General features: G+C 67.6%; 18 protein-coding genes and 1 tRNA gene. 11 read left to right on the top strand and 8 right to left on the bottom strand.

Annotation, left to right across the window (positions count from 1 at the left end):
- Positions 1–10 precede the first annotated feature (10 nt).
- On the bottom strand, positions 11–145 hold the full coding sequence (rpmH, locus tag L2U69_RS09365) for a 50S ribosomal protein L34 (protein WP_236106545.1): 135 nt from the start codon (positions 143–145) through the stop codon (positions 11–13).
- A gap of 307 nt (positions 146–452) precedes the next feature.
- Between rpmH and L2U69_RS09370 the strand changes: the two genes are divergently transcribed.
- From L2U69_RS09370 to L2U69_RS09380, 3 genes are all read left to right on the top strand, one after another.
- Positions 453–4061 carry a calcium-binding protein gene (locus L2U69_RS09370; protein WP_236106546.1) on the top strand — a complete coding sequence of 1203 codons (3609 nt, stop codon included), beginning with the start codon at positions 453–455 and terminating at the stop codon, positions 4059–4061.
- A 105-nt stretch (positions 4062–4166) separates the two neighbouring features.
- Positions 4167–4805 carry a ParA family partition ATPase gene (gene parA, locus L2U69_RS09375; RefSeq protein WP_236106547.1) on the top strand — a complete coding sequence of 213 codons (639 nt, stop codon included), beginning with the start codon at positions 4167–4169 and terminating at the stop codon, positions 4803–4805.
- Complete coding sequence (locus L2U69_RS09380; protein WP_236106548.1) at positions 4802–5839, top strand: P1 family peptidase; 1038 nt, start codon at positions 4802–4804, stop codon at positions 5837–5839. Before parA ends, L2U69_RS09380 begins: the two co-directional genes overlap by 4 nt.
- 10 nt (positions 5840–5849) lie before the next feature.
- Here the strand turns inward: L2U69_RS09380 and L2U69_RS09385 are convergent, their stop codons facing one another.
- Positions 5850–7016, bottom strand: coding sequence for a hypothetical protein (locus L2U69_RS09385; RefSeq protein WP_236106549.1), 1167 nt, complete (start codon positions 7014–7016; stop codon positions 5850–5852).
- Positions 7017–7371: 355 nt separating this feature from the next.
- Between L2U69_RS09385 and L2U69_RS09390 the strand changes: the two genes are divergently transcribed.
- A tRNA-Arg gene (locus L2U69_RS09390) sits at positions 7372–7448 on the top strand.
- Between the two features lie 133 nt (positions 7449–7581).
- On the opposite strand, the gene L2U69_RS09395 is transcribed toward L2U69_RS09390, so the two are convergent.
- A complete protein-coding gene (locus L2U69_RS09395) occupies positions 7582–8100 on the bottom strand; it encodes a hypothetical protein (protein WP_236106550.1) in 519 nt (172 codons plus the stop codon).
- Positions 8101–8630: 530 nt separating this feature from the next.
- On the opposite strand from L2U69_RS09395, the gene L2U69_RS09400 reads away from it, so the two are divergent.
- Positions 8631–9056, top strand: a complete 426-nt coding sequence (locus L2U69_RS09400; protein WP_236106551.1) for a response regulator transcription factor — start codon at positions 8631–8633, stop codon at positions 9054–9056.
- A 21-nt stretch (positions 9057–9077) separates the two neighbouring features.
- Here the strand turns inward: L2U69_RS09400 and L2U69_RS09405 are convergent, their stop codons facing one another.
- The 5 genes from L2U69_RS09405 to L2U69_RS09425 form a co-directional block, all read right to left on the bottom strand.
- A complete protein-coding gene (locus L2U69_RS09405) occupies positions 9078–9884 on the bottom strand; it encodes a heme ABC transporter ATP-binding protein (protein ID WP_236106552.1) in 807 nt (268 codons plus the stop codon).
- A complete protein-coding gene (locus L2U69_RS09410; RefSeq protein ID WP_236106553.1) occupies positions 9868–10926 on the bottom strand; it encodes a FecCD family ABC transporter permease in 1059 nt (352 codons plus the stop codon). The genes L2U69_RS09405 and L2U69_RS09410 overlap by 17 nt, the downstream gene beginning before the upstream one ends.
- Positions 10923–11774, bottom strand: a complete 852-nt coding sequence (locus L2U69_RS09415) for a heme/hemin ABC transporter substrate-binding protein (RefSeq protein ID WP_236106554.1) — start codon at positions 11772–11774, stop codon at positions 10923–10925. Before L2U69_RS09415 ends, L2U69_RS09410 begins: the two co-directional genes overlap by 4 nt.
- Positions 11774–12844, bottom strand: a complete 1071-nt coding sequence (locus L2U69_RS09420; RefSeq protein WP_236106555.1) for a hemin-degrading factor — start codon at positions 12842–12844, stop codon at positions 11774–11776. Before L2U69_RS09420 ends, L2U69_RS09415 begins: the two co-directional genes overlap by 1 nt.
- 101 nt (positions 12845–12945) lie before the next feature.
- Positions 12946–15165: a TonB-dependent hemoglobin/transferrin/lactoferrin family receptor gene (locus tag L2U69_RS09425; RefSeq protein WP_236106556.1), complete on the bottom strand. Its 2220-nt coding sequence runs from the start codon at positions 15163–15165 to the stop codon at positions 12946–12948.
- A 395-nt stretch (positions 15166–15560) separates the two neighbouring features.
- On the opposite strand from L2U69_RS09425, the gene L2U69_RS09430 reads away from it, so the two are divergent.
- From L2U69_RS09430 to L2U69_RS09455, 6 genes are read left to right on the top strand one after another with little or no spacing between them, the layout of a single operon-like run.
- The gene (locus L2U69_RS09430; protein ID WP_236106557.1) at positions 15561–17492 is read left to right on the top strand and encodes a hydantoinase/oxoprolinase family protein; all 1932 of its coding nucleotides are present in this window, start codon (positions 15561–15563) and stop codon (positions 17490–17492) included.
- A gap of 11 nt (positions 17493–17503) precedes the next feature.
- Entirely contained in the window at positions 17504–17941 is a 438-nt protein-coding gene (locus L2U69_RS09435) for an acetone carboxylase subunit gamma (protein WP_236106558.1), read from the top strand.
- Positions 17942–17945: 4 nt separating this feature from the next.
- The gene (locus tag L2U69_RS09440; RefSeq protein WP_236106559.1) at positions 17946–20081 is read left to right on the top strand and encodes a hydantoinase/oxoprolinase family protein; all 2136 of its coding nucleotides are present in this window, start codon (positions 17946–17948) and stop codon (positions 20079–20081) included.
- A gap of 17 nt (positions 20082–20098) precedes the next feature.
- Positions 20099–22366, top strand: coding sequence for a hydantoinase B/oxoprolinase family protein (locus tag L2U69_RS09445; RefSeq protein WP_236106560.1), 2268 nt, complete (start codon positions 20099–20101; stop codon positions 22364–22366).
- Positions 22367–22370: 4 nt separating this feature from the next.
- Entirely contained in the window at positions 22371–23183 is an 813-nt protein-coding gene (locus L2U69_RS09450) for a hypothetical protein (protein WP_236106561.1), read from the top strand.
- 16 nt (positions 23184–23199) lie between these two features.
- The gene (locus L2U69_RS09455; RefSeq protein WP_236106562.1) at positions 23200–25206 is read left to right on the top strand and encodes an acetoacetate--CoA ligase; all 2007 of its coding nucleotides are present in this window, start codon (positions 23200–23202) and stop codon (positions 25204–25206) included.
- Positions 25207–25230: the final 24 nt, after the last annotated feature.

The raw sequence follows: 25230 nt of genomic DNA on the forward strand, positions 1-25230 counted from the left end.
CGGCACGCCGTCAGGCCGAGAGACGCTTGCGACCCTTGGCGCGACGGCGCGCGATCACGACACGGCCGCCGACGGTCGACATGCGCGCACGAAAACCATGGCGGCGCTTGCGCACGATGGCGCTGGGTTGATAGGTCCGCTTCACCGGATGACTCCATTGCTCAAGGGGGCGCGCGGGAGGGCGCCGCCGCCGAAAAACGAGCCCCGGTCTATACGAGGGCTTGGCGCCGAAGTCAACCGGAGTCCCCGGCACCGTCCTGTATCGCAGGGAACAGGTGCTTTCTCCTGCCTGCTGATATCAAATCCAGGCACCCGGAGATTGCGGTGGCGAGTCGCCCAAGGCGCGGCAGTCATCACCACAGGCCCCCGGGATGCGTGATCGGTGTCTTCCCGTTCAATGGGCCGAGGGGGTCCCAGGGCGGGTTACGGGGCCGGTGGCCCAGGGGGACGATATGGCTGACATTCGTGGTACCACTTCCGGCGAGACGCTGGACGGCGCCGATGGCGTCACCAGCAAGCCCGACGACATCTATGGTCGCGGCGGCAGCGACAGGATCTTCGGCCTCGGCGGCGACGATTTCATCGCCGACGGCGCCTGGAGCAGCGGCCCGGCCCGCACCGTCTTCAATTTCGCCACCCACGGCTTCGCCGACTGGAGCAGCGGCGGCAACGACGAATTCCATGGCGGCTCCGGCGACGACGTGATCTTCGGCGACGGCGGCAACGACAAACTCTTCGGCGACGCCGACGACGACATCCTGCACGGCGGCGCGGGCAACGACACGCTCGACGGCGGCTCGGGCGACGACATCCTGTTCGACGACAGCGGCAATGAAATCATCATCGGCGGCTCCGGCACCGACACGGTACGCTTCGACGGCGGTACCGGCGACGCGGAGCCGAATGATTCCGAGCCCCTCTTCCCGGCGGGCCTGAAGGGCATCTTCGTCGACATGGAGGCGGGCCGCTCCGGCTTTGCCTTCACCAACAGCGCGAACAACAGCCTTTTCGACGTCAGCTACGACAGCGTCGAAATCTTCGAGATGAGCAAGACCTTCGACCATGACGACGAATTCCATGGCGACGATACGGCTCAGATCGTGCGCGGCTTCGGCGGCGACGACGTTCTGGAGGGCCGGGGCGGCGCCGACACGCTCGATGGCGGCGAAGGCAACGACACCGCCTCCTACGAAAGCGCGCCGCGCGGCGTGACGGTCTCCATCCGCAGCACCGATCTGCGGCAGATCTCGGGCAATTCCGACGAATTCCTCGACCGCCTGATCAGCATCGAGAATCTGACCGGCTCGAAATTCGACGACAGGCTCTTCGGCGGCGACGGCGCCAATATCTTGAAGGGTCTCGGCGGCGACGATCTCCTCGGCACCGATAAGGGCGCCGACCGGCTCGACGGCGGCAGCGGGCGGGACACCGCCGACTATCAGGGCTCGACCGCCGCGATCACCATTTCGACCGACGGCTCGGCCGGCACCGGCGGCTTCGCCGCGGGCGACCGCCTGACCTCCATCGAAAACATCATCGGCTCGGCCTTCAACGACCTGATCTCGGGCGACAGCCGCGCCATCGACAATGTCCTCGAGGGCCGCGACGGCAACGACACCCTGCGCGGCTTCGCCGGCGACGACACCCTGGCCGGCGGCCTCGGCGCCAATCAGCTCGAAGGCGGCACGGGCACCGACACCGCCAGCTACCGCGACCTGACCAGCGCGGTCAGCGTCGTGCTGCAGGATTTCGGCAGCGGCGGCAGTGCCTCCGCCACCGGCGTCAGCGACCGCATCTTCGAGGTCGAGAACGTCGACGGCACCGATTTCGACGATTTCGTCCTGGCCGACGACGGCGTCAACCGCCTGCGCGGCTTCGACGGCGACGACGACCTGCGCGGCCTCGCGGGCGAGGACACGCTAGAGGGCGGCGACGGCGACGACATCCTGATGGGCGGCGAGAACGGCGACGTCATCGACGGCGGCGCCGGCATCGACACCGCGACCTATCGCCTGTCGGTGAAGCCGGTCCACGTCGACCTCACCCTCGGCGCCGGCTTCACCGGCGAGGCGCGGAACGACACGCTGTTCTCGATCGAAAACCTGATCGGCTCCGGCGGGGACGACATCCTGATCGGCAACAAGGGCGCCAACGACCTCAGCGGCCTGAACGGCGACGACCTGCTGATCGGCGGGGCCGGCGGCGACAGGCTGATCGGCGGCAGCGGCTTCGATACCGCGTCCTACGAGACGGCGTCGAGCGGCATCACCCTCGATCTCGTCGATCCGACGGTAAACCGGGGCGACGCCGCGGGCGACACATTCTCCTCGATCGAGCGTTTCGTCGGCTCGGACTTCGGCGACTTCATGGGCGGCAACGACGACGCCAACACCTTCGACGGCGGCGCCGGCGACGACAAGATCTTCGGGCGCTGGGGCGACGATGTCGTCCACGGCGGCGACGGCAACGACGTGATCGACGGCGGCGGCTGGAACGACACGCTGTTCGGCGACGCCGGCAACGACGTGCTGATCGGCGGCGCCGGCGCGGATGCCATGGACGGCGGCGAGGGTACCGACTTCGCCTCCTACGAGACCGCGACCGGGCCGGTCGCCGTCGACATGAACGATCCCGGCTTCGGCCGGGGCGATGCCGCCGGCGACACCTTCACTTCGATCGAAGTCGTCGTCGGCTCGGCCTCGAACGACGAGATCCGGGGCCTGCGGGACCAGTCCATGATGCTGCAGGGCGGCGGCGGCGACGACATCCTGGTCGGCGGCGATCGCGCCGACGTGCTGGAGGGCAATTCGGGCGACGACGTGCTGATCGGCGGCGCCGGTGGCGACACGCTGCGCGGCGGCTCCGGCACCGACGTGGCGTCCTACGAGAATTCGACCCGCAGCGTGATCCTCGATCTCCATGCTCCCGGCCTCAACGGCGGCGACGCCCAGGGCGACACTTTCGATTCGATCGAGATCTTCCGGGGCTCGAACAACATCGACATCTTCATCGGCAACGACCAGAACCTGAGCTTCGAGGGGCTGGCCGGCAACGACCTCTTCCTCGCCGGCAGCGGCAAGGAGAGCTTCTCGGGCGGGCTCGGCTTCGATGCCGTCTCCTACGCGCTGGCCGATCAGGGCGTGCTCATCGATTTCGGCAATCCGGCTGCCAACACCGGCTTTGCCGCCGGCGACAGCTTTTCCTCGATCGAGGTCGTCCGTGGTTCCAATTTCGCCGACGAGATGCGCGGCGGCGCCGGCGACGATTCCTTCGAAGGTGCGGACGGCGACGATCTGCTGGTGGGCGGCGCCGGTGACGACACGCTGGTGGGCGCCGGCGGCGACGATACGCTGGTCGGCGGCGAAGGGGCCGATACGCTCAATGGCGACGAGGGCGTGGACACGGCCTCCTATGCCGACTCCGCCGGTGTCACCGTCGCCCTCGACGGCAGCCTGGCCGGGACCGGCGACGCGGCCGGCGACACGTTCATCGACGTCGAGAATCTGATCGGCTCGCGCACCGGCGCCAACAACCTGCGCGGCGATGCCGGCGCCAACCTGCTGATCGGCGGCGACGCCGTCGACAAGATCGAGGGCGGCGGCGGGCGGGACACGCTCGACGGCGGCGCCGGCAACGACCGTCTCTTCGGCCTGGCGGACCAGGACACCCTGCGCGGCGGCGCCGGCGACGATCGCCTGTTCGGTGGCGGCGAGAACGACATCCTGCTGGGCGGCGACGGCGACGACGAACTGTCGGGCGGCAACAACCGCGACACCCTGCGCGGCGATGCCGGCAACGACATCCTGATCGGCGGCGGTCACGAGGACCGCTTCCTGTTCGCGACACGCAATTTCGGCCACGACACGATCGCGGACTGGCAGGACGGCATCGATACGCTGCAGGTCAGGTCGGCCGTGGCCGACGACATCGCGGATTTCGCGATCACCGGCAACGGCACCGATGTGGTGACCCTGACCCTGATCGCGGACCCGAGCAGCGTGATCGAAATCCACGGCGCCGCGCCCTTCACGATCACGGCGGGCGACTTCGATTTCGTCTGATCGCGTGCAAAGGCCTCCGATTCGCCTGTTTCGCTTCATTCTCCCGGGAACGCGTCCTATTCTGCATTGCAACCAGGAGACAAAGCGGCGAATCGGGGGCACGGCATGGCGAAGGTTGTAACGGTCGCGCAGCAGAAGGGTGGTGCCGGCAAGACCACCGTGGCCGCCCATCTGGCGGTGGCCCTGGCCGAAAAGGGCCACAGGGTGGTGGTGGTCGACACCGACCCGCAGCAGAGTCTGGCGGCATGGGTCCGGGTCCGTGCCGCCTTCGGCGTCGGCGACGTGCCGATGACCGTGAAGGCGGCGCCGGGCTGGAAGGCGGGCCCGGAGATCGATCGGGCGAAGCGCGAGGCCGACATCGTCGTGGTCGACAGTCCGCCCCATACCGAAAGCACGGCGAAGACCGCGATCCGCGCCGCCGACCTGATGCTCGTCCCGCTCCAGCTTTCGCCCATGGACATGTGGGCGACCAAGCCGACGCTCGATCTCGCCGCCTCCAGCAAGGTCGCCTTCATGCTGGTGCTGAACCGGGTGGCGCCACGCGGCAATCTGAACGAACAGGTGATGAAGGAAATCGCCAAGGCCGGCTATCCGGTCGCCATGGCCCGTCTCGGCAATCGCACCGCCTTCGCCGCCAGCCTGCTCGACGGCGTCGGCGTGACCGAGGCGCAGTCGCGCAGCACGGCGGCGGAAGAGATCCGCGCCCTCGCCCTCGAAGTGGCGGAGCGCCTGGGCTTCTCGTGACGGGCCATCCCGTGCCGGGCCTTCCTGCCCCGGGTCGGCGCAATCTGATCACCGACGTCGCCGGGCTGCGGGTCGGCAATGCCGAGGATGCGGCGGTGCGCAGCGGCTGCACCGTGCTGCTGCCCGACCGGCCGGCGGTCATGGCCGTCGATCAGCGCGGCGGCGCCCCCGGCACGCGCGAGACGGACAGTCTCGATCCCGCCAATTTCCTCGAGAGTTTCCATGCCCTGGTGCTGTCCGGCGGTTCCGTCTTCGGGCTCGGGGCGGCGGACGGGGTGACGGCGGCGCTTTCGGCGGCCGGCACCGGCATCGCCATCGGCGGCGCGCCCATGGCGGTGCCCGTGGTGCCCTCCGCCATTCTCTTCGATCTCGGCAATGGCGGCGACAAGGCCTGGGGCGTGGAGCCGCCCTATCGCCGGCTCGGCATGGCGGCGCTGGCGAAGGCCGGTGGCGATTTCGCGCTGGGCAATGCGGGCGCCGGCTTCGGCGCGATCTGCGGCCGCCTGAAGGGCGGGCTCGGCTCCGCCTCCGTGGTGGTCGACGGGATCGAGGTCGGCGCCCTGGTCGCGGACAATGCGGTCGGCAGTGCCCTGATGCCGGAAAGCCCGGTGTTCTGGTCCCATGCCCTCGAATGGCAGGGCGAATTCGGCGGCCGCAAGCCGGGCCCGGAAGAGGCGGCGCGCCCGCCCGCCTACGACCTGCCGGCGGATGGCAAGATCGTCATGGGCGGCCATACCACGATCGCCGTGGTGGCGACCAATGTCGCACTGACCAAGGCCCAGGCGAAACGCTTCGCCATGATGGCGCAGGACGGCCTGGCCCGGGCCCTGCGCCCGAGCCACACGCCGTTCGACGGCGATACGGTCTTCGCCGTCTCGACCGGGGCGGTGCCGCTCGACGGCCCGCCGGCGCTCGCCATCGCCCGTCTCGGCCATCTGGCGGCCGATTGTCTGGCCCGCGCCGTGGCGCGCGGCGTCTATGAAGCGGAGAGTCTCGGCGGCGTGCCGAGCTATCGCGAGCGCTGGGCCCTATAGGCCGAAACGATCAGCGGATATAGAGGCGGACTTCCGGCACCGAGGCTTCGCCGCTGGTGGTCGCGGCGACCGAGACCCGGTCGGACGGCAGGCCCATGTCGGTCAGGGTGCGCAGCACGCCCTGGGCGTTCTGCTTCGACTTGGTCTGGTTCAGGGCGACCTCGGCGGCGGTACCGCCCGACGGCGTGACCGCGATCAGGTCGAAGCCGGTCTGCGGGCGCTGTTCCAGCACCTTGGAGACGGCGTTGTAGAGCGCCTGCTGATAGGCGACGTTCGGATTGTCGAAGCGGATCACCACCAGCGGGCGGCGTTCGTCCAGGATCGCGCTGGCCGAGGCGCCGGGGCGATAGGCCGGTGCGTCCTGATAATAGGTCGGCGTCGCCGAGACGCGGCTCGGGGTGAAGGTCCGGGTCGCGATCGAATCGCCGTAGAGTTCGCCGTTCTTGATCGCCAGCGCCATGGTGGTCAGATTGCCGCGCTCGCCGGCGACATAGACGGTCTGGCGCGAGATCTGGTCCGAAAGGGCGGTCAGCAGGCGGTCGATGCGGACGACGAGGCGCGCCGTATCGTCCTCGATCATGTTGAGGGCGACCCGGTCCTGATCGATACCGCCGGAGAGGCCGAGGGCGGCCTGGGTCGATTCGAGCAGATAGGCGGCGGAGGTCGAGGACGAGGCGACCGCATTGGCGAGCTGGCCGAGGGCGGTGACGTTGCCGGTGACCGAATCGAGCTCGCGCTGGGCCTGGTTCCACTGCTGCACGAGAAGCGGGTTGCCCGGCGTGGTGCCGAGCTGGAGGCGCGCCTGGATGGCGGCGACCACGCCGTGATAAGCCTCGGACGAGCGCACGGTCTGGGCGATCAGCGAATCGAAGTTGGTGCGCTGGGCTTCGACATTGGCGTTCAGGCGTTGCAGGTCGCCGCGCAACTGCTCGACCTTGCGGCCGACCACGGTACCGGTGGAGCCGACGTTGAAGCCGCTGAAGACGCCGCCGCTGCCGCCCGACGCCTCTTCATAGCTCCGCGACGGCGGAGAGGAGAGCCAGCTGCAGCCGCCGAGCCCGGAAACCGCCAGGATCAGAAGGGTGACGGGAAGGACGCGACCGCGCCCGGTTGAAGCCGTTCTGCCGTCCACGGGTGCCGTGGCGGTTTCGAAAGCACGATCGGTCGCGAAAGCCATCCCGTTTCACTCGTCATTATGGGGCGGGGCGCACGAGCCCTGTGACGCGCCTAACGACGTCTGCCTCGCCCAGCCGATCCGCACCTAGTCGTCCCCTTAAGCCAGGGCGATACTAGCCACAGCGGGGAAAGGCCACAAGCGGACAAAGCCAAAGAATTCAGTCCGTTGCATATCGGTCGCGCTTCGGTGGCGCCCCGATCGCGCCCCAGCCGCCCCAAGGCGGCGCCGGGGCCCCCGTGGCGCGCGTCCGCCGCCGCCGCCGGCCAGCCATGTTTTTCGCATTTCCCTGTTGCAAGCCCGAACCCCTTCGGTTAGGTTCCCGGCCTCCGAAGCGGCCCCGCCGCATCAGGACAGCGCGCCCGTAGCTCAGCTGGATAGAGCATCAGACTACGAATCTGAGGGTCAGGAGTTCGAATCTCTTCGGGCGCGCCAATCCTTCCTTTTTAAATCGATGGGTTAGGAAACGGTCTTTTGGCCGTTGGCCAGGTCGAGCTAGGCCGTTAAGCGTACCGTAAGCGGGGTAGGGGCGCCGGCCCGATTCCTCATTGCAATCGCCTGCGGCCTACTAGGCGGGTTCGAGGAAAAATCGCACCTCTTCCAACGTATCGATTAACCCTCCAAAGAAGCCCTGTGAGGTAACGTTAACAAGCCCTTCAGGCTCGCTTATGTCTCCCTCATCGAAAAAACTGTCACCGGGCCGCTTCACCTCGAACGGGAGGTTGGGGATGTTCAGCAGTTGATTGTAGCTGTCGCCTTGCCCGTGCTTCAGCACGTTTACGGCAAGATAGTAAGAGTGAAGTCGCTCCGCGAGATTGTTCCGGCCGGCAGCATTCAGTCGTTGCTTGAGTTGGCCAAAGAACGATCCTTGCGGAATGTGCTGCTGCATCCGCGATTCAAAAAGTGAAAATATGCCCACGGCGGCAACCTCGATCTCGACAGTGACCGTCCGCAATCTGTTGACGAAGACGGTCTGCCCACCCTCTCTGTCCATTTGCTCCACAATTGCGGAAGCTTCCGCATGGGCCTTGTTCGCAATTACCTGCGCCGCTCTCAATAGAAGCGGTATGCCACCCAGCGCGCCCATTCTCGTCCCCTCCTATCAACGATATTCGAGGGTAGCGGATGACGACGGTCCCTCAAAGCAACAGCCCCGCCGTTGGGCAGGGCTGCGTATAGGGTACGGCTGGAGACATCAGCCTATGCAGGCCGCCATACCCCATTGTCTTCCCAACCCCGCAAGGCGTTGATCACAACTGCCATGTCGCGGCGGTCTAGCCTGTCGGCCCGCACCTCGGCCTGCGCATGAGCCGCAAAGGCGCCGAGCTGCCATTGGCTCGCGTCAGCATGGCACCGCTGTCCATGTGCTCAGCTCTGCTCTTAAGCTGTCGCAGGGCAGGACCGACAATTCTCATCGCGCTCGGTTCAGGAGCACTCGGCGATGGCCTCGGGTTCCGCGTTGCCTGCACCCAAAACGGTTACATGATGGTTGTTTTGACGATTGACCAGACATATCCGGGTTGTCGACTATGGATAATAAGAATCATGAAAAAATTAACCATATTGGGAAAGCGCACGCGGATGGCATTGGGTCACTTAAGTTGCCGCGAGGTAAATGTGTCTATCAATATGGACGAAATGGAAGAAAAGCCGAAGGTCCTGGTGATCGATGGCGACGCCGACCGCCGTTCCGTGCTTCTCCATTATATCTCGTCTTGGGGCTTCGAAGTCGAAGGCGCCTATGACGGGTACTCGGGCATGCGCTGCGTGCTTCATGGCCGGCCGGACGTCATCGTGGTCGACGGCGGGCTGCGCGGCTGGGCGCCGGCGCGGGTGATCGACGGCGTCGCCAGGCTCGGGTCCCGGGCCAAGGTGATCATGCTGAACGAGCCGGCGCTTTCCACGGTCGAGCGAAAGGGGCCGCGCCGCGTCTTCGGGGTCGTCGGCGACGACATGCCGTTCTCCAGCATGCGGCAATTGATCGCCGCCGCTCTCGACCGGCGCGCGCCGCAACCGGCGGCCTCGCGCATGCAGGCGCTCTAGGCGGATCCGGTCGACGGCCGATCAGGGGCAACGGGCGGCGCGGGGCGCGATCAGAACCCCGCCGCCGACCGGATTGGCGATCACTTCCGCGTCGATGCCATAGACAGCGGCGATCAGGCCGCGATCGAGGGTCGCGCCCGGCGGCCCGTCGGCGACGATGCGCCCGCCCGCCATCACCACCAGACGATCGCAGACCGACGCCGCGAGGCCGAGGTCGTGCAGCACCGCCAGCACGCCGAGGCCGCGCCGCGAAAGATCGCGGGCCAGCGTCATGACGGCCAGCTGATGCGCCGGATCGAGGCTGGCGGTCGGTTCGTCGAGCAACAGATAGCGCGCCCGGTCCGGCCGTTCCCCGGCCAGGAGGTCGAGCTGGGCGAGGCAGCGCGCGAGCTGCACCCGCTGCTGTTCGCCGCCGGAGAGCGTGGTGTAGAGCCTGTCGCCGTAATCGGCGAGATCCACCTGCGCCAGGGCGGCGGCGACCACGGCCCGGCCGCGTCCCCGCGTCTCGTCGTCGCCATGGGGCAGACGGCCCAGGCCCACGACTTCCGAGACCCTGAAGGCGAAATCGAGATGGGTGCTCTGGGGCAGGACGGCGATGCGTCGCGCCCGCTCCCGCCCCCGCAGGCGGGCAAGCGGCGTCTCGTCCAGGTCGGCGCGGCCTTCCGCCGGCCGCGCCTCGCCCGCCAGCAGGCGCAGCAGGCTGGACTTGCCGGCGCCGTTCGGGCCGATCACGGCGGTCAGTTGCCCGGGTGCGACCGAGAGTGAGGCACGGTCGAGAATGCGCCGGCCCGACGGCAGGATCAACGACAGCTCACGCGCGGCCAGCACGGCGATGCACCAGAAGCCAGAGGAAGAAGGGCCCGCCGATACAGCCGGTGACGATGCCGACCGGCAGTTCGGCCGGGGCAACGGCGAGGCGGGCGGTGATATCGGCCAGCAGCATCAGGAAGGCGCCGATCAGCGCCGCCGCCGGCAGCAGCAGGCGATGCCCGGGCCCGAGCGCGAGGCGGGCGAGATGGGGCGCCATCAGGCCGATGAAGCCGATCACCCCGGCAAGCGCCACCGCCGCGCCGACGCCGATGCTGGTGGCGACGACGACGATCCGCTTCAGGCGCACGACGTCGAGCCCGAGGTGATGGGCCTCGCGCTCGCCGAGCAGCATGGCGTCGAGCGCGCGCGCCAGCCAGGGCAGGGCGACGAGGGGCGCCAGCAGGGCCGGCAGGCCCCAGAGGATGCCGTCGATCGGCGCCGCCGACAGGCTGCCCATGGTCCAGAACACCAGGGCGCGCAATTGCTGGTCGTCGCCGACGAAGACGAGAAGGCCGGTGCCGGCGGCGGCGAGTGCCGCGATGGCGATCCCGGCGAGCAGCAGGGCGGCGGTCGAGCCGCCGGCCAGCGCCGCGATCCGGGCGACGAGAAGGGTCGCGCCCAGGGCCCCGGCGAAAGCGGCCAGCGGCAGGGCATGGATACCGGCGAAATCGAGGCCCAGCGCGGGGCCGAGCACGATGAAGCCGACGGCGCCCAGCGTGCCGCCCGACGAGACGCCGATGATCCCGGGATCGGCCAGCGGGTTGCGGAACAGGCCCTGGAAGGCGGCGCCCGCGACCGCGAGGCCGGCCCCGACCAGAATGCCCAGAATCACGCGCGGCAGGCGGATGGCGAAGAGCACGGCGCCATGGGTGGGATCCGCCGGGGCCTGGCCGAACAGCATGGCCAGAATCTCGCCGGGCGGAATCGGCACCGGGCCGAGGCCGAGGCCGGCGATGGCGGCACCGCCGACGGCCAGTCCCAGCAGGCCCAGCACCAGGCCGCGCAGGCGGCGCCGGGCACTCACGTCCTGCCCCGGCGCCGCGACCGTGCCCACGGTCATGGGGCGGCCAGTTCGGGATGGATGTGGCGGGCGAGTTCCAGCACCGCCGCCGGGGTGCGCGGCCCGAAGCCGAGAAGAAACAGCCCGTCCATCACCACGATGTCGCCGTTCCGGCCCGCCGGGGTCTGATCCAGGGGGGCGAGGGCGGCGATCGCGGCGGGGCCGCCCAGGCGCTCGGCGACGTGATCCATCAGTACGATATAGTCGGGGGCGGCGGCGACGATCGCCTCGGTGCTGACGGGGCGAAAGCCGGTGACGCCCGACACGGCGTTGATGCCGCCGGCCATGGCGATCATGGCGTCGGCCGAGGTCCTGTCGCCGCCGGCGAGCGGCGCGCCCTTGCCGAGGTCGAGGAGGAAGAGCACGCGGGGCCGGCTGGTCGCCCGGCCGACGGTGGCGAAGGTTTCGGCGAAGGCGGCGGTAACCTCGGCGGCCAGGGCATCCCCCGCCGCCTCGGCATCGACCAGGGCGGCGACGGCGCGGATCTTCTCGGCGATGCCGTCGGGGCGGGGATCGTCGGGCAGGGTGCGGATGGGAATGCCCGCGCTCTCGATCTGCGCGATCGCATTGGCGGGACCGGCGTCCGGCGGCGCGATGATCAGATCGGGCGAGAAGGCGATGACGCCTTCCGCCGTCAGGGCGCGGACATAGCCGACCTTGGGCAGGGCGAAGACCGCCGGCGGATAGGTGCTGGTCAGATCGGTCGCGACCAGATCCGTCTCCTTGCCGAGACGGTAGAGAATTTCCGTCGCCGAGCCGTCGAGGGAGACGATGCGGCCCGGCTCGGCCATCGCCGGCGCGGCGAGGGCGGAGAGGATGAGGGCGGCGGCGAGAAGGCGGCGCGGCATCACGCCCGGCCCGGCAGGCCGTCGACCAGATGGCGCCAGGCGTCCAGTTCGATCTCGCCGGGCTTGCGCTTGCCGAACAGCATGGCGATCAGATCGCCCTCGGCGTCGAACAGTTCGACCGAGGTGACGGTGCCGTCGCGCGTGGGCTTCTTCACCACGTAACTGCTGGCGATCCGGTCCAGACGCAGATGCAGGTTGAAGCCCGGGTCCATCACGTTGATCCAGGGCCCCATCTCGACGATGTTGGCGACGGGGCCGGTGTGGATCTGGATCACGCCTGCACTGCCGACGAAGATCATGATCGGCAGGGCCTCGCCCGATGCGGTTTCCAGCAAGGGGCGGATGGCGGCCCTGTCGAGCGGGCGGCAGAATTCGTCGCCGATCAGGCGCAGCGCCTGTTCGCGGCGGACGTCGAAACGGCGCAGCAGGGCGAAGAACTCGTGGGTATCCTCCAGGGCGCGCCAGGCGGCGGCGAAGCCGCCGACGTCGATCGCCGCATCGGGGCGTTCCGCCGGCTTCGGCGCGACGGCGAAGACCGGCTGTTCCGGGCCCTGGCCGTCGGCGGTGAAATCAGCGACGAGGCGGTCGAAGGCGGCAATGTCGCTGCCGGCCCGCAGATAGACCTTGTGAACCGCCGTGCCGTCCTTGTCGAAGAATTGCAGGCTGCGGCGGATGCCGTCCTTGGTGTCTTCGCGAAGGGCGAAACCCATGGCCCAATGGCCGAAAAAGATGCGCAGGTCGATGTCGGGATCGAGCACGAGGCCGATATGGCCTTCGAGGGAGAGCTTGTCGTAGCGCCCGACCTTCTCGTGGACGCAGGATTCGTTCCGGGTCAGGGCCATGACCTCGCCCAGTTCGGGCAGCCGGGCGACGATCGCCGTGAAGCGTGGGGCCAGGCGGACCGTCGCGGCCGTGCCGCAGCCCAGCGCGACCAGTTCCCCCTCGCTGATGCCGAGGCGGGCGGCGGCCTCGCGGGCACGAAGCGCCGGCTCCGCCGCGCGCAGGTCGGCGAGGCGCCGGGCGAGGGCGGCAACATCGGTGGGCTGGGGCGGGGCGAGATCGTCGGGCATGGCTGTTTCCGTCGGAGCCGGGCAGATTTTAAGAGTCACTTGCATTTGCAATCGCATGGTGCCGCCGGGCTGTCAACCGGCAGCCCGGCGGCGGCGCGGCATCAGAAACGATAGGTCGCGGTGACCCGGAAGTTCCGGCCCGGCTCGGAATAGAAGTCGTCCGGCTGGGTCGCGGTGTCGGGCACGCCCACGGCATTGCGATATTTCTCGTCGAAGACGTTGAACAGGCCGACTTCCAGCTTGGCCCCGGGCAGGAACCCGGGTTCCCACCAGCCGGTCAGATCGAAGACTTCGTAGGACGGGGTCTGCAGGTGGGTCACGCTCTGCGGGAAACCACGCACCATCGGCGGGTTCTCCACCTTCTCGCGCCCTGAAGCGATGGTCGCCGAGCCGGCGACGCCCCAGGTTGCCGCGTCATAGGACAGGCCGAGGATCGTCTTGGTCGGGGGGATCGAGTTCAGATGTTCCCCGACATCGACATCCTTGCCGCTCTGGACGGCCAGGCTGGCCCAGGTCCGCCAGCCCGGCGCGAAGCGCCACTGGCCGGACAATTCGACGCCCTGGATATGGACCTTGGCGCGGTTGACATATTCGGTGACCCCGAGGGGGTAGTTCGCGGTGGCACCGGTATCCACCTCGTCGATAAAGTTCCGATAGAAGTTCTTATAGGCCGTGATCTTGCCGCCCAGATCCTCGTCGCCGAAACTGGCGCCGACTTCATAGCCGTTGCTGGTCTCGGGCTTCAGGTCCGGATTGCCGATCACCTGATAGGAACCGACCGAACCATAGGTCAGATAGAGTTCCGTCGGGCTCGGAGCCCGGAACGCCTGCGCCCATTGGGCGAACAGCGTGACATTGTCGGTGGGATACCATTCGAGGAGAACCTTGGGGCTCAGCTTCGAATCGGATGAACCGGCGATCGGGCCGCTGTAGTTGGCATTGCCCTGATAGGCGGCATTGTCCTGCGGTTTCTGTTCGTACCAATCGTAGCGAAGACCCGGAGTCACCGCGACCGCGCCGCCGGCGACCGTGATCTTGTCCTCGATGTAGAGGCCGACGGTCTTACCCTCGGCATCCGGAGCATCGGCCTGATCGTCGTGCAGGAAATAGCAGGTGGAGAAGGGGATCGCGAAGGCCGGGCAGTTGTTCACGCTGTCGCTGAACTGCCTCGTCTCGTCGGCGATGAATTCGCCGCCGTAACGCAGCGTGTTGCCGATGCCGCCGATATCGAAACGGCTGACCGCATTGCCGACGACGCCGAAGGCCTCCACCTGGTTGGTGTTGGTCTGGTCGAAGACGCCGACCGGGCTGGTCTGGCGTTCCGCGTCGCGAAAGCTGGTCAGCTTCACCTTCTGCCAATAGGCGATCGCCTCCGCCTCGTCGATCCAGCCGCCTGCGGCGGGGGCGGTGAACTTGTAATCGAGGGAGACACGCTGGCGCTCGCTTTCCTCCGTCTGCCGATAGTCGCCCGGCGCGAAATTCGTGTTGCCGGACAGGCTGTGGGCATCGATGTCTTCCTCCCGATCGAAGATCTCGGCCGTCAGGCCCAGGCGATGACCGGCCGCCAGATATTGATGCACGGTGATCATCGCGTTGTAGCGGTCGTAATCCGCGGGATCCGCCTTGGTCCGGGTGGTGCCGTAGGTGTCGACCGACCCCTGGCTCGCGAGCTCGTTGCCCCGGCGGTAACCGCCCTGCGCCAGGAACCAGGTGTCACCGTGGCGGCCGGCCAGCGCCAGATTGCCGCGCCAGCTCTCGTCGGCGGAACTGTAGCCGCCCTTCAGGAGACCGCCGAAGACCTTGTCGCCCGTCAATATGTCCTCGGGCTGGAGGCTGCGCAGCGCCAGCACGCCGCCGAGCGCGCCCGAGCCGAAGAGGGAGGAATCCGCGCCCTTCTGGATGTCGAGGGACGAGAGGCCGCCGAAATCGAAGGTATCGGTGCCGCCGCGCTTGGCGCTGCCCGAACCGCTGGCGTCCCGCGCGCCATAGACCAGATGGGGCAGGCGGATGCCGTCCAGCGTGGTCCGCACGCGGCTTTCCGAAAGGCCGCGGATATTGATGCTGCGGGTATCCCGGTCATAGGTGATGGAAGGATCGACGCGCTGGCCGAGGTCCTCGATGCTCTCCACCTGGCGCCGGTCGAGGGTTTCGCGGTCGACGGTGGTCACGGTCGGGGCCTTGGGGGCCTGGGCTTCGACCAGCACCGGGTCGAGCACGACCGGTGCCGCGCCCTCTTCCGCGAAAGCCCGCAGACCGAAACCCGCCGTCATCACCGCGCCGAGGGCGACGCCCCGCAACAGAAGTCCACGATCTCGAAACATGCCTTGCTCGCCCCTCTCGCACGAAATCGGCCGTCTCATCGAGATGATCGGCCGTTGAGGGACAGGGGTATTTGCGAATGATTATCATAGTCAATGCCGGAGGGCCGATCCAAGCCCTTCATTCGAAAGAAACAATCACCGCACGGGCCGGACCCCTCCGCCGTCACCCGGGGCCCCCCCGCCCATACCCCTCGACATTTCCCCCCGATCGGGGGGAGAGGCCGGGCGCGGTCGAGGCAAAGATGCATCCAACGAAACGAGGAAACGTCGGGCAGAGCCTGTTCCCCCAACTGGGCGGTGATCGTCGGAATGGCGGCGCGTCCAACGACGGGAGAATTGCGCCCTGAGCGGGCCGCAAGCCCATCCGCGTGGCCTCAGAACACGAGGGAGTGGGCATGGGTCTCCTCATCAATATCGACAACGGCGGCACCCTGACGGACATCTGCGTCATCGACGGGGCCAAGGTTCATCACACCAAGACGATCACCACGCCCTACGACCTTTCGAAATGCTTCTTCGAGGGGCTGAAGAAAGCCTCGGTTGCGCTCTATGGCGAGGAGAAGCTGGTCGATCTGCTGCTGGCGACGGACCACATCCGCTATTCGACGACCCAGGGCACCAATGCCATCGTGGAGAAGAAGGGGCCGCGCCTCGGCCTGATCGTCGCCGCCGGCGACGATACCGCGGGCCTGACGGCGAACGGCGCCACCGCCGACATGTTCTCGGTGCTGGTCGGGCCCCGTCTCCAGAGGGTCGACCTCGCCCTCGAGGGCGGCGACTTCGATACCGCTCTGGTCTCGGCGGTCAACGCGCTGACCAACGACGGCGCCAACCGCATCGTCATCGCCTTCGCCGGCGACGACTATCGCACCGCCGAGAAGGCGGTGAAGAAGGCGATCCTGCGCAAGTTTCCCCGTCACCTGCTGGGCGTCGTGCCGACCCTCTGCGCATCCGACCTGGTGGACGACAGCGACGCCGTGCGCCGCACCTGGTCCGCCCTGATCAATGCCTTCCTGCATCCGGCGATGGAGACCTTCCTCTATAACGCCGAGGCCATTCTTCGCGAATACAAGCACCAGAACCCGCTGCTGATCTTCCGCAACGACGGGGATTCGTCCCGCGTCGCCCGCACCATCGCGGTGAAGACCTATGGCTCGGGCCCGCAGGGCGGCATGGAAGGCGCACGCGCCCTGGCCGGGCACTACGGTTTCAAGCGCCTGCTGACCATGGACATCGGCGGCACCACCACCGACATCGGCCTGGTCGAGGGCGGCATGCCCCGCGCCAACCGCCGCGGCGAGGTGGAGGACATCGAGATTTCCTTCCCGCTGTCGGAAATCGTCAGTGTCGGCGTCGGCGGTTCGTCGATCCTGAAGGTGGTCGACGGCGCCATCCAGGCCGGCCCCGAATCCGCCGGCGGCGCGCCGGGCCCGGCCTGCTTCGGCCTGGGCGGCACGCGGCCGACCATCACCGACGTCTTCCTGCTGACCGGCCTGATCGATCCCGCCACCTATTTCGGCGGCGCCATGTCCCTCGACAAGGCCCGGGCCGAAGCGGCGGTGCGCAGCGAATTGGCGGAACCCCTCGGCGTCGATCTCGAAACCGCCCTGGCGGCGGCGGAAAAGGCCTGGGTGGGCAAGGTCGCCGACAGCCTGAAGGCCTTCACCCGGATCGACCAGGACACGGTACTGGCGGCCTTCGGCGGCGCCGGTCCCTTCGTCGTCACCGCGATCGCCGAGGCGGCGGGTATCAAGCGGGTGATCATCCCCGGTCTCGCCGCCGTCTTCTCGGCCTTCGGCATCGGCTTTTCCGATATCGCGCAGGGTTACAACCGGTCGGTCGGCAGGGGCGACGCGGCGGTGATCGAGGCGGCGGTCGCCGAACTGACCGCCCAGGCCAATCGCGACATGTTCGCCGAAGGTTTCGCGCTCTCCGACTGCCGCCTGGACTGGAGCCTGTCGCGTGACGGCGGCAACGACACGGAGGGACAGCCCTGGAGCCCGGGGGCGCCGCTGCCGGCCGCCTTCGCGGGCGCGGACGACCTGGTTCTCGGCCTGCGCGCGGTCCGGGCCATCAATCACGCCAAGCTCGTCAACGGCGCGGCACCGCCCAGAACGGCGGCCGGCAGCGCCGGCAGCCGCCGCCTGGTCCTGCCCGGCGACGGCGAGGCGGAACTCGCCGTCCACCGCCTGGAGGACCAGATCCCGGGCGCCGAGGCGACCGGTCCCTGCATCCTCGAGGAAGCCTTCTTCACGGCGCGTATCGGCCGGGGGTGGCGCTTCGACGTCAATTCCAACCGCGACACCATGCTCGCCCGCGACAATTGAGGAGAAGAGCCGTGAAGGTTCTCGTGACCGAATATCTGCGCATCGATCTCGACACCGAGAAATGGGAATGCCGCAGCTGCAACCATGAAATCGGCAACGCGCGGGGCAACTACAAGGAAGGCCTGCTCGTCTACGACCGCGAGCCCGCCGAAATCCACAAGCCCCTGCTGGATCCGAAGCGTTACAGCCATACCTATACGCCGAATCCGAAATGGTGCCGCATCCTCGAATTCTACTGCCCGAACTGCGGCACGATGGTCGAGACCGAATATACCGTCCCCGGTCACCCGCCGGTGCATGACATCGAATTCGACATCGACGCCCTGAAGGCGCAATGGGCGACGCGGAAGCCCGTCACCGAACGTACCCCCGGCAAGGAACCGCCGCGCCACGAGCACCACCACCACGGCCACGGCCACGGCGCGGCCCACGCCCCGCAGAAGGACTGACCCGATGAAGCGCGTCTCTGTCGATATCGGCGGCACGTTCACCGATTGCTTCGTGATCTGGGGTGATCGCTACGTCCAGTCCAAGGCCCTGACCACCAAGCACAATCTGGCGCTCGGCTTCAACGAGGCGCTGGACTTCGCCTGCCGCGAGGTCGGTACCACCCGCGAGACCATGCTGGCCGAGGTCGATTCGGTCCGCTACGCGACCACCCTCGGCACCAATGCCCTGATCGAACGCCAGGGCCCGCGCATCGGCCTCATCACCACGGCGGGCTTCAAGTCGACCGTGCCGCTGTCGCGCGGCCGCGGCTACGGCGAAGGCCTGTCGATGAAGGCCCAGCAGGACATTCCGAACGCCGAACGGCCCCTGCCGCTGGTGCCGATCGAGATGATCCGCATCGTGCGCGAGCGGATCGACTATCGGGGCGACGTGGTCATTCCGCTGGACGAGAACGACCTGCGCGTCCAGATCCGCGACCTGGTGGATGCCGGCGCCGAGGCGATCGTCGTCGCCCTGACCAACGCCGTGGTCAATCCGGCCCACGAGTTGCGTATCCAGGAAATCTTCGTCGAGGATTATCCCGAGCACATGCTGGGCGCGCTGCCGCTTCTCCTGTCCCATCAGGTGGCGGGGCGGAAGGGCGAATACGTCCGTTCCATGTCGACCATCATGGACGCCTTCCTGCACAAGGTGATGTATTTCGGCCTGTCGTCGCTGGAGCGCAACCTGCGCGGTTCCGGCTACGACAAGCCGATGCTGGTCGTCCACAATTCGGGCGGCATGGCCCAGCTGAACTCGACCGACGCGCTGCAGACCGTCCATTCCGGGCCGGTCTCGGGTATCGCGGCGGCGGAACATCTGGCGAAACAGGCCGGGCTCGGCAATGTCGTCGCCACCGACATGGGCGGCACCTCCTACGACATCGGCCTCGTCGTCGACGGCGGCGTGAAGTTCTACGACTTCCAGCCGACCATCGAACGCTGGCTGGTGACCGTGCCGATGGTCCATCTGGCCACGCTCGGCTCCGGCGGCGGCTCCATCGCCCAGCACAACCGCATGTACGACACGGTGCAATGCGGGCCGAAGAGCGCGGGGTCGGATCCGGGCCCGGCCTGCTACGACCGCGGCGGCATGAAGCCGACGGTGACCGATGCCGATCTCGTCCTCGGCTATCTCGATCCGGGCAATTACGCCAACGGTTACATCAAGCTGAACCCGAAGCGCGCCCGCCAGGTCATGGAGGACGAGATCTGCGATCCGCTCGATCTCGATCTGATCGATGCGGCCAAGCTGATCAAGAGCACGGTCGACCTCGACATGGCGAACGGCGTCGCGACGGAGCTGCGCAGCTTCGGTTACGAGCCGAGCGAGTTCACGCTGCTCACCTATGGCGGCAACGGCCCGCTCCATGCCTGCGGCATCGCGCGCGGTCTCGGCATCGGCCGCATCCTGGCACCGCCCTTCGCCTCGGTCTTCTCGGCCTGCGGCGCCGGCAACCTCAGCCAGCTCCACATCCACGAGATGTCGACCTTCACCGTCCTGTTCGACAGCAACACGAAGCAGCTCTTCACCGACTTCCCGGCCTTCAACGCCATGGTGGAGGAACTGGAGCGGCGCGGGCGCGAGGATCTGCTGCGCCAGGGCATGCCGGAAGACAAGATCCAGTATCGCCTGGAGCTCGACATGCGCTACGGCAACCAGCGCGTCCAGACGACGGTGGTGACCGATCTGACCCGCCTGTCCTCGATCGCGGACGTGGTGAAGCTGATCGGGCAATTCCACAAATCCTATGGCGACCGTTTCGGCGAGGGCAGCCAGGCGGCGGAGGCGGGGGTTCGCATCAACACCATCCGCGTCTGTTCCTTCGTCGAGGTCGATGCGGTGGATTTCCAGAACATCCATCCCGGCGACAAGCGTGTCGCGACCCCGGCGCCGGTCGGCTCCCGCGCGTGCCACTTCGTCGATCACGACGGCGCGATCGAGACCGCGATCTACGACGAGGCGGCGCTGGAACACGGCGTCGTCATCGACGGCCCGGCCATCGTGACCACCAGTCACACCACCTATCTGGTCGAACCCGGCTGGCGCTATGAAGCGGCGGCCCAGGGCGCGGTGTGGTTCACCCGCATCGACGCCTGAGAAGAAGGAGAGCAACCATGAACGTCATGCCCGGGATCGCCACGCTCAGCGTCGGCGAGCGCAAGATCCTGCAGGATTTCGTGGACGAGCATCAGCTCTTCTACGGCCCCGATCCCGCGATCATGCGCAACCACCATCTCGAGCCGCGGACCGATATGGAAGACGCGGCGATGAAGAAGCACGACGACCCGCACCTCCTGAACCAGGTGCGCGGGCGGGTGATCTCCGCCCTGTCGGAAAGCTTCCGCATGGTCGAGCAGATGGGCGCCGCCCCGGGCGCCAAATGGGGCGATCTGGTCACGGCGATCTTCACCGCGAGCGGCGATCTTTCGGAAATCTCGCCCGCCGGCATCGTCACCTTCGCCGGCGTCTGCCAGTATCCGATCAAGTTCATCAACAAGTACTGGACCGACGATCCGTCGGTCGGCGTGCGCCACGGCGACGGCTTCATCCATAACGACTCGCGTTACGGCGGAATCCACAACACCGACCAGTCGATGATGATGCCCGTGTTCCACGAGGGCGAACTGGTGTGCTGGGTCTCGTCCACCATCCACGAGGGCGAGAACGGCGCGATCGAGCCGGGCGGCATGCCCGCCAAGGCCGAATCCCGCTTCGACGAAGGGCTGAAGATGAGCCCGTTCAGGATCGTCGAGGACTTCCAGGTCAAGCGCGACATCCTCACCTTCCTGCAGAATTCGGTGCGCGATCCGAAGCTGCAGTACGAGGACGTGAAGGTGAAGCTGCACGCCTGCATCCGACTGATGGAGCGCGTGCGCTCGGTCATCGCGGAATTCGGCAAGGATGCGCTGGTCGCCTATCTGCGCCGGAACCTCGAGGATACCGAGGCCGAGGTGCACCGCCGCATCGCGGAGCTGCCGGATGGCGTGGTGCGCTTCAACACCTGGATCGACTCGACCCTGCGGGAGCCCGCGCTGGTCAAGATCGCCTGCGCCGCCCGGGTGAAGGGCGACCGCATGTGCATGGACTTCCGGGGCTCATCGCCCCAATTGTCCAACCGATCGATCAATGCGGTGATCGGCTCGACCAAGGTCTGTTTCCTCACCGGCGTCCTGCAGAACATCTGGCCGGACCTGCCGCACAACCTCGGCGTTCTCGCCGCCTTCGACTTCGAGACGGACCCCAATTCCCTGATCGACGCCAACAACGACGCGCCCTGCGCCATGAGCCTTCTGCCCATGTTCAGGACCATCACCGTGGCGACGGTTTCCTTCCCGAAGTTCATCTACGGCCTGCCGGACGGCGCCAAGGCGCGGGCGACCGTGACCATCGCCGGCCAGTACAACCAGCCCGCCACCTTCGTCTACGGCGGCCTGACCCAGCACATGGACGTGACCGGCAATTTCTGCGCCGACATCAACGGCAACGGCCAGGGTGCCCGCGAGAACCGCGATGGCGAACATTCCGTCTCGCCGCTGTTCGGCTTCATGTGCGACACCGGCGAGCACGAGCTGGCGGAAGAGGAACTGCCCATGGTGCGCCTGATCGCCCAGCATCTGGCGCGGGACCGCGTGGGCTGGGGCAAGTATCGCGGCGGCCTCGGCTACGAGCAGATGGTGACCGTGCGCGGCACCAACATGTGGGGCTTCATGACCGGTCAGTCCGGCTCGTGGTTCTGTTCCGCCCCCGGCCTGTTCGGCGGCTACAACTGCCCGGCCTATCCGATCGGCAAGGTCAAGGACGTCAACGTCTTCGACTGGTTCGCGAAGGAAGGCAACGCCGCGCGCTTCCCCTATGGCATCGTCGAGCTGATGAACGAGCAGCCGATCGAGGGTGCCCGCTACCTGACGGCCGACGCCGGCATGACCTTCGAACTGGTGGAGGAAGGCGAGATCTACATGATCTGCCAGGGCGCCGGTGCCGGTTACGGCGACGTCCTGGAGCGCGATCCCGAAGCGGTGATGCAGGATCTGCGCGAAGACCTGATCAGCCATGAATCGGCTCGGGACATCTACCACGTCGTCTACGACGAGCGGACCCTGATCGTCGACGTCGCGGCGACCGAAAAGGCGCGCGCCGGCGAGCGGGCGGCCCGCAAGGCGCGGGGCCGGAAATATGCCGACTTCGTCGCCGACTGGGTGACCGAGGCACCGGCCGAGGACCTGCCCTACTATGGCTCCTGGGGTGATCCGGCGACGGTCTACACCGGCGCCGGCGCCGCCCGTCAGATGCTGGACGCCGGCACGATCCAGCCGATCTTCATGGCGGACCCGCGCGACGTCCGTATCGCCGAACTCGAAGCGCAACTGGCGGCGAAGGGCTGACGGCATGGGGGCGTTTCGCGATCTCCTCTCGAAGGGCGGGCGGCGCCCCCGCTGGCTCGACGCCACGGACTATTGCGGGCGCCTGCTCGCCGCGGGCGACATTCCCTGGGGGGATGTCACCCGTCTCGTCGACTGGCACCGCAAGGCGCAGGGCCTGCTTCGGCCCGACGTCGCGGTGCTGCCGTTGGCGCCCATGCTGACGGCCTGGGTGGCGGCGCATCCCGCGCTCGGCGAGGCGATGTCGGCCCGCCGCCGCCTGCTCTACCCGCTGAAGACCCTGCTGTCGGACGAGGGCGCGCGCGATCACATCCGCGCGACCCTGGCCGGGCTCCGGGCGTCCCACGCGGGGCTTCCGCTGGCCCTCGTCCTGCCGGCGCCGGCGGATTTCGTCGCGCTGGCGGCGGATCTCGCTGGGACGGAAGCGGGCGAGGTCGATGCCGAGGACGCGGACAGCGCGGCCATGTATATGGCCGACTTCCTGCGTGCCTTCGGCGACAGCGGGCTCGACGCCCTGCTGCTCGAAACCGCCAGCGCCGCCGCCGATGCTGTGGTCGCCGCCTGCGGTCCGGTGCTGAACATCGCCGGCCACTATCGCTGGGACGTCGGCCTGCGGCACGGCGGCGAGGCGGTGCCGGCGGGCATCGACTTCCAGGTCGCCGCCACGCCGGCGCCGGGCGTTCCGACCGGCATCGCCCTTGCCGCCGATTTCTGGCGCGACGGCGCGCCGCCGCCCCAGGGGGGCGATTTCATCTTCGCGGCCGTTCCGGCGGACGCCCAGCCCGAGGCCGTGCTCGCGCGGCTTCAGGCCCTGAACTGATTATGAGACTGGGGGAATGACCATGGTGAAGGAAGGCGATCTGCTGTGGACGCCGTCGAAGCAATTCGTCGAATCCTCGAACGTCATGCTCTTCATGAACTGGCTGCGCGCGACGCGGGGCCTGGACTTCCCTGATTACGACGCCCTCTGGCGCTGGTCGGTCGAGGACACGGAAGGCTTCTGGACGGCGCTCTGGGCCTATTTCGAAGTGGCGTCCTCCACCCCCTATCTGCGTGCCGTCGACCGTCTCGACATGGCGCCGGGGGTTCGATGGTTCGAAGGCTCCCACGTCAATTACGCCGAGCACATGCTGCGCCACGAGGGCGAGGGGGACGAGGTCGCGCTCCACCACCTCTCGGAGATCCGCCCCCTCGGCGCCATGACAAGACGCGAACTGGGACGCCAGGTGCGGATCGTCGCCACCCAGTTGCGGGCGCTGGGCGTGAAGCCGGGCGACCGCGTCGTCTCCTACATGCCGAACATCCCGGAGACGGCGGTGGCCATGCTGGCGGCGACGGCGATCGGCGCCATCTGGTCCAGCGCCGCACCCGAATTCGGCGTGAAGACGGTGATCGAGCGTTTCTCGCAGATCGAGCCCAAGGTCCTGTTCGCGGCCGACGGCTATCGCTTCGGCGGCAAGGATTTCGACCGGACGGAGGAAGTGCGCTCCATCGTCGCCGCCCTGCCGTCCCTGAAGACCGTCGTCTGGCTGCCCTATCTGAACGAGACGCGGGAGACGCCGCCGGTCGCGGACGCCATGCTGTGGCGCGAATTGCTGGACCATTCCGAGGTGCCGCGCCATCTCTTCGTCTACGAGCGCGTGCCCTTCGACCATCCGCTGTGGATCGTCTTTTCCTCCGGCACCACGGGCTTGCCCAAGGCGATCGCCCACAGCCACGTCGGCGCCCTGATGGAGCATCTGAAGCTCGCCCATTTCCACCTGAACCTGAAGCCGGAATCGGTGATCTTCTTCTATACGACCACCGGATGGGTGATGTGGAACATCGTGCTGGCCGGCCTGCTGATGGGCTCGGCCGTGGTCGCCTATGACGGCAGCCCGGTGCATCCGGCGCCCGACGTGCTCTGGAAGATGGCGGCGGATACGGGCACCACCTGCTTCGGCGCCAGCCCGACCTATGTCCAGATCCTCGAGCGCCAGGGTCTCGAGCCCGGCAAGACCTTCGACCTGTCGCGCCTCGATTCGATCCTGCTGGGCGGCTCGCCCGCGACGCCGGAGAGCTTCGCCTGGTTCTACCGCTCGGTGAAATCGGATCTCTGGCTGACCTCGCAGAGCGGCGGCACGGAGATCGCCTCCGGCTTCGTCGGCGCCTCGCCGACCCTGCCGGTCCATGCCGGCGAGATCCAGACCCGGATGCTCGGCATGGACGTCCACGCCTTCGACGACGACGGCAAGGAAATACTCGACGCGGTCGGCGAACTGGTGGTGACCCGGCCCTTCCCCTCCATGCCCGTCTTCTTCTGGGGCGACAAGGACGGGCGGCGCTATCACGAATCCTATTTCGACGTCTATCCGGGCGTCTGGCGCCATGGCGACTTCATCAAGATCAACGACCGCGGCGGCTGTTACATCTACGGTCGTTCCGACTCGACCCTGAACCGCTATGGCGTGCGCATCGGCACCTCCGAGATCTATCGCGCGGTCGAACAGGTGGAAGGCGTCGCCGACAGTCTGATCGTTTGTTGTGAATTGTCGGGCGGAACCTTCTACATGCCGCTGTTCGTCAAGACGGCGCCCGGCGTAACGCTTGACGATCAGATGCGGAAATCCATCAACTCGAAGTTGCGTCAGGATTACAGCCCGCGGCACGTGCCCGACGAAATCCATCAGGTCCCGGACATTCCCTATACGCTGACCGGCAAGAAGATGGAGATCCCGGTGCGCAAGATCCTCATGGATTGGGCGCCGGAACGCGCCGCGAGCCGCGATGCCATGACCAATCCGCCCGCGCTGGACTGGTACATCGGCCTCGCGACCCGGCGGCGGGTGAATGCTGTCGCCTGATCGGGAACAAGTCCGCTCGCGCCG

The sequence above is a fragment of the Zavarzinia marina genome (genome assembly GCF_021568905.1).
GTDB lineage: Bacteria > Pseudomonadota > Alphaproteobacteria > Zavarziniales > Zavarziniaceae > Zavarzinia > Zavarzinia marina.

Bases quoted from the DNA above. Each gene is read 5' to 3' on its own strand.
- L2U69_RS09425 (WP_236106556.1), bottom strand. From the start codon at position 15,165: ATGTTTCGAGATCGTGGACTTCTGTTGCGGGGCGTCGCCCTCGGCGCG.
- L2U69_RS09440 (WP_236106559.1), top strand. From the start codon at position 17,946: ATGAAGCGCGTCTCTGTCGATATCGGCGGCACGTTCACCGATTGCTTC.
- L2U69_RS09450 (WP_236106561.1), top strand. From the start codon at position 22,371: ATGGGGGCGTTTCGCGATCTCCTCTCGAAGGGCGGGCGGCGCCCCCGC.
- L2U69_RS09430 (WP_236106557.1), top strand. From the start codon at position 15,561: ATGGGTCTCCTCATCAATATCGACAACGGCGGCACCCTGACGGACATC.
- L2U69_RS09395 (WP_236106550.1), bottom strand. From the start codon at position 8,100: ATGGGCGCGCTGGGTGGCATACCGCTTCTATTGAGAGCGGCGCAGGTA.
- L2U69_RS09420 (WP_236106555.1), bottom strand. From the start codon at position 12,844: ATGCCCGACGATCTCGCCCCGCCCCAGCCCACCGATGTTGCCGCCCTC.
- L2U69_RS09415 (WP_236106554.1), bottom strand. From the start codon at position 11,774: ATGCCGCGCCGCCTTCTCGCCGCCGCCCTCATCCTCTCCGCCCTCGCC.
- L2U69_RS09410 (WP_236106553.1), bottom strand. From the start codon at position 10,926: ATGACCGTGGGCACGGTCGCGGCGCCGGGGCAGGACGTGAGTGCCCGG.
- L2U69_RS09445 (WP_236106560.1), top strand. From the start codon at position 20,099: ATGAACGTCATGCCCGGGATCGCCACGCTCAGCGTCGGCGAGCGCAAG.
- L2U69_RS09455 (WP_236106562.1), top strand. From the start codon at position 23,200: ATGACCATGGTGAAGGAAGGCGATCTGCTGTGGACGCCGTCGAAGCAA.
- parA (WP_236106547.1), top strand. From the start codon at position 4,167: ATGGCGAAGGTTGTAACGGTCGCGCAGCAGAAGGGTGGTGCCGGCAAG.
- L2U69_RS09385 (WP_236106549.1), bottom strand. From the start codon at position 7,016: ATGGCTTTCGCGACCGATCGTGCTTTCGAAACCGCCACGGCACCCGTG.
- L2U69_RS09370 (WP_236106546.1), top strand. From the start codon at position 453: ATGGCTGACATTCGTGGTACCACTTCCGGCGAGACGCTGGACGGCGCC.